The 4,657-nt window shown below is 53.7% G+C and carries 3 protein-coding genes; all 3 read right to left on the minus strand.

Translation table 11 applies throughout. The annotated features are described in order from the left end of the window. Positions 1-12: 12 nt before the first annotated feature. The 3 genes from HMPREF3168_RS06330 to HMPREF3168_RS06340 all read right to left on the minus strand — a co-directional run bounded on the left by HMPREF3168_RS06330 (position 13) and on the right by HMPREF3168_RS06340 (position 4,522). The gene (locus tag HMPREF3168_RS06330; protein WP_070489206.1) at positions 13-1,677 is read right to left on the minus strand and encodes an alpha-glucosidase; all 1,665 of its coding nucleotides are present in this window, start codon (positions 1,675-1,677) and stop codon (positions 13-15) included. 118 nt (positions 1,678-1,795) lie between these two features. Further along, positions 1,796-2,755, minus strand: a complete 960-nt coding sequence (locus HMPREF3168_RS06335; RefSeq protein WP_083289598.1) for a LacI family DNA-binding transcriptional regulator — start codon at positions 2,753-2,755, stop codon at positions 1,796-1,798. Between the two features lie 150 nt (positions 2,756-2,905). Then, positions 2,906-4,522, minus strand: a complete 1,617-nt coding sequence (locus tag HMPREF3168_RS06340) for an alpha-glucosidase (RefSeq protein ID WP_070489208.1) — start codon at positions 4,520-4,522, stop codon at positions 2,906-2,908. Positions 4,523-4,657: the final 135 nt, after the last annotated feature.

Genomic DNA, 4,657 nt, shown 5'->3' on the forward strand with positions numbered 1-4,657 from the left:
TTACACAAGTTTTTATACTGAACCTTTTTTCTTTTGCAAAACTACCCCGGCAAAAGGCATCAGGGTCAGTTCCTTGCCCTGCAGGTTGATGCTGCCGGCGGTTAAGACCGGAGTCAGTTCTTCTGGCAGGGTCAAGTGCTCCTTCTTGGCGCTGAGGGAAACGACCACTAAAGCCCGGTCATCCCCTAAATCCCGCTGGTAGACCAGGAGGTCTGCTTTGGTATCCAGCAGGTAGTAGCTGCCCTTGGTAAACAAAGGCGTCTGCTTCAATTTCAACAGCTGCCGGTAGAAGTTGAGCATGCTGGCTGGGTCCGCGTCTTCGCTGGCCACGCTGACCTTGTCCCGGCTTCTGCCCGTCAGCCAAGGCTCAGCAGTGCTAAAGCCGTCATACTGGCTGTCGTCCCAAGGCATTGGCCCCCGGGCCGGCAATTTGTGGGTCTGGCTGGCCATTTCCAGGGCCGTCTTTTCGTCTACCCCGGCCTCGCCAGCTTCCTTGACGAAGTCAGCCACCGTCTCATCGGCAAACTGGTCTGCATTATCAAATTCCAGATTGTGCAGGCCTAATTCTTCCCCGTAGTAAATCACCGGGATCCCCCGCTCCAGGTACATGGCCATGGCCAAAGACCGCTGCTGGACCGGGGTCTTGGCGACCCGGGTGGCCAGGCGGGCCATGTCATGGTTGCTCCAGTACAGGGTCGGCGCGGCTGACAAGGTCTGCTGCCAGACGGTTTGGTTTTGCTTAAAGGCCAGCCAGTCAAACTCTTTTGGTTGGTATTGACCGCTGAAGGCCGGGTTAACGGAATCTTCTTTTTCCGTAAAGTAGCGGAAGGTAATGACTGAGTCCATCAAATTTCGCTTAGGATCAGTGTAGTCGACCGCCAGGTTGATGCTGGCGCTGGCTGCTTCCCCCAAAAGCAGGAGGTCCGGAAATTCTTCCCGCAGGCGGGCACAGAAAGGCGCCAGCCATTCCTGTACTTCCGGCCGGTTGGCGAAAAAGTCTTCCGCGATAACCGGCTTATCGTCCTCACTTGGGTAGGACTGGCGCAGGTCGGCCTTGGCGATGTGGATGAAGGCATCCAGCCGCAGGCCGTCAACCCCCTTTTTGAGCCAGAACTCAGCCGCCTTGAACATTTCCTCGCGGACAGCCGGATTCTTCCAGTTCAAATCCGGCATTTCCTTGGCAAAAAGGTGGAAATAAGACTGGCCCGTTCCGGCCGGGTCTGCTGCCCAGCAGCTGCCGCCAAAGAAGCTGCCCCAATTGTTCGGCCGGACACCGTTTTTACCGGCAAAAATGTAGTAGTCCCGGTAAGGGCTGGCCGGGTCACTGACCGCGGCCTTGAACCAAGGGTGCTGGTCAGACGTGTGGTTTAAGACGAAGTCCATGATCAGCTTGATCCCGGCCTGGTGCAAATCGGTGACAAGTGCTTCAAAATCTGCCATGGTCCCCATGACCGGGTCAATCTTGTAGTAGTCGCTGACGTCATAGCCGTTGTCAATGCCCGGTGACTGGTAGATCGGATTCAGCCAAACGACAGTGATGCCCAGCTGCTTTAAGTAAGGGATCCGCTGGCGGACACCGTTTAAGTCGCCGATGCCGTCGCCGTTGCTGTCTTGAAATGATTTCGGGTAAATCTGGTAAATAATGGCATTCTTTTGCCATGCATCCTGCTTAGTCATGTTTCTTTTTCCTCCAGTAAAAATTTAACCATATGGGGGTTAGCGCTTACAAGACTGGCCTGCCTGTTATCGGTAACAAAAGCCAAGCAAAAAAGCATCCCTGAGGATGCTTCAGCTGCTATTTGGTTGATTCGGCCTCGCTCAAGGTCGGTTCGATAAAGATCTCACCTTGCGGCGCGCCGTTTTGGGCAATTTTTCTTAAAATGAGTTCCGCCAGCTTCTCACCGATCAGCCAGAGGTTTTGCTTGACGGTCGTGATCGTCGGCGATGACACTCGGTCTAAAAGGACCCCGTCATAGCCGATCACGCCAAAGTCTTCCGGAATCTTGGCTTCCGCCTCCACCAGGGCCTGGATGACCCCCATGGCAATCCGGTCGCTGGCACAGGAAAAGCAGGTGTTCTTGGGAAATTCGCCCAAGTGGTCCTGGATAAATTCCCGGGCCGCGGCTAAGCTGTTTTCCACCCGGAAGACGCTGGGAATCTTCTTATTTTGCTGCATGGTGTTGACATAACCAGCTTCTCTGGAAAATTCAAAAGCCTCACGGACATCGATACCGATAAAGACTACATTCCGGTAGCCCGCCTTCAAGGCATACTTGGTCGCCATGGTCTCACCCAGCAGGTTGTTGGTGTCGACAAAGTCGTAGCCGCCCCGGTTCTCGCCAAACAGGACGAAAGGCTGCTTAAGCTCGTTCAATTGGGGGTAATCATCAGTCCTAGCTCCGGTGATCACATAGCCGTCAGCTGCCCCTTGGTCCAGCTGGCTCCCCTTCAAGAGCAGCTGGAGGGAATAGTTCTGCTTCTTCAACTCCGTCGCCATGCCAAATAAGACATTGGTAAAGTAAGGGTCGGTATCGTCGACGTCTTCTAAAATCACGAACTTCACCACGCTGGTCTGGTTCTTGGCCAAGGCCCGGGCCGCGTTGTTGGGGTGATAATTCAATTTGTGCATGGCGTCTTCAACAACGACCTGCAGTTCCGAAGCAACCAGTTCGGGGTGGTTGATCACCCGGGAAACGGTCATCTTCGACACATGGGCCTTACGAGCCACATCTTCTAAAGTAGCGGTTCTCTTCAAGCAAATTTCCTCCCATCAAGGATTCCTAGTTTAAACTTTTCCTTCTTCACTTCCTATGCTAGATTCTAACACAAAATAATATATTTTTTGTAAGTTAAAGAATTCGCTTTCAAAAATAAGATTATCTTTTTTACATATTAACTAATCTATTTATTTTTTCACCCGGCAGAGAAAGGCCGCGTAAGCTGGCAGGACAGCAGCCGACAGGTCTTCCGGGACAGGCCCGTTAGCCAGAAGGACTTCCTTGTCCTTATCCGGCAGGGAGACTTCCTGCTCCTCGCCAGTCAAGTTGCAGACAACTAGCCACTTGTCTTCCGCGTTTTCCCGGTGGTAGGCCATGACGGCATCTGCCGTGTCCAAAAGTTCAAAGGACCCATCGGTCAAAATCCGTTCCTGGTGGCGGAGGGCAATCAGCTTCTTATAGAAATAATAAATTGAATCCTGGTCATTCAATGCATTTTTTACGTTTATTTCCTGGCAGTTAGGGTTAACCGCCAGCCATGGCCGGCCGCTGGTAAAGCCGGCGGAAGCTGAAGCATCCCACTGCATTGGGGTCCGGGCATTGTCCCGGCCCTGGGCATTGATGGCCTTGATCAGGTCCTCCTTCTTCCAGCCCTCTGCCAGCCGCTCCTGGTACATCCGCCGGGCTTCGATGTCTTCTACCTCGTCGATAGCCGAAACCGGGCAGTTGGTCATCCCGATTTCCTCACCTTGGTAGATGTACGGGGTTCCCCGCAAGCCATGCAGGAGAAGGGCCAGCATCTTAGCGCTGTGCTCGCGGTACTGCTGGTCATTGCCGAAGCGGGACACGATCCGGGGCAGGTCGTGGTTGTTCCAAAAGAGGCTGTTCCAGCTGTGGTTAAAGTCCAGCTTCTGCCACTTGGCCAGGACATTCTTCAAGTCGCCGTAGTCAAGGGGCTTGGTGTCCCACTTTTCCTTGCCGGCCTGCTTGTCCAGTTCCGTGAATTCAAACTGGAAGACCATGGACAGTTCTTTTCTGTCCGGGTCGCTGTACAGAGGAGCGTTGTCTAAAGTTGCCCCCCAGGTTTCCCCGACCGTCAAAAAGTCCCGGTCGCCAAAAGTCTCCCGGTGCATTTCCTGCAGGTAGTCGTGCAGCTTAGGGCCGTTAGCGGTAATCTCTTCTTCCGGAACCTTGCCGATCAGCTCGATCACGTCCATCCGGAAGCCCCCGATCCCCTTATCAATCCAGAAGTTCATCAGGTCGTAGACCTTCTGCCTTAGGGCCGGGTTCTTCCAGTTGAGGTCCGGCTGCTCTTTAGCAAAAAGGTGGAGGTAGTACTGGCCAACCTGGCCGTCATATTCCCAGGCGCTGCCGGAAAAAGCCGACTTGAGCTCATTGGCCTTGTCCGCCCAGACATAGTAGTCGTGTTCCGGAGAGGAAGGATTTTTCCGGGCTTCGATAAACCAAGGGTGCTGGTCAGAGGTGTGGTTGACCACCAGGTCCATCACGATCCGGATCCCCCGCTTCTTGGCCTCACTGATTAATTCTTCCATGTCCGCCATGGTCCCATACTGGGGGTCGATGGCTTCGTAGTCGGCGATGTCATAGCCGTTGTCCACGCCTGGTGACTTGTAGACCGGGCAGAGCCAGATGGCGTCGATGCCCAGGTCTTGCAGGTAGTCCAGCCGCTTGATGATCCCCCGCAGGTCGCCGACCCCGTCGCCGTTTGTGTCCTGGAAGGACTTGGGATAGATCTGGTAGATCACGGCCTGCTTCCACCATGGTTCTTGCTTTTCTGCTGTCATTTTATTTCCTCAAACTCTCATCTAAATTCAGCTGAAGCGCTATCATTTTTTTCTACAAGTTTAGTATAGGAAAAACAAGCGCGGATGCAAGCAGTTACCGCTAACCAATTGAACCTCCTACGACTAAAGTCGCAG

This window comes from Lactobacillus sp. HMSC08B12 (assembly GCF_001808415.1).
GTDB lineage: Bacteria > Bacillota > Bacilli > Lactobacillales > Lactobacillaceae > Lactobacillus > Lactobacillus delbrueckii.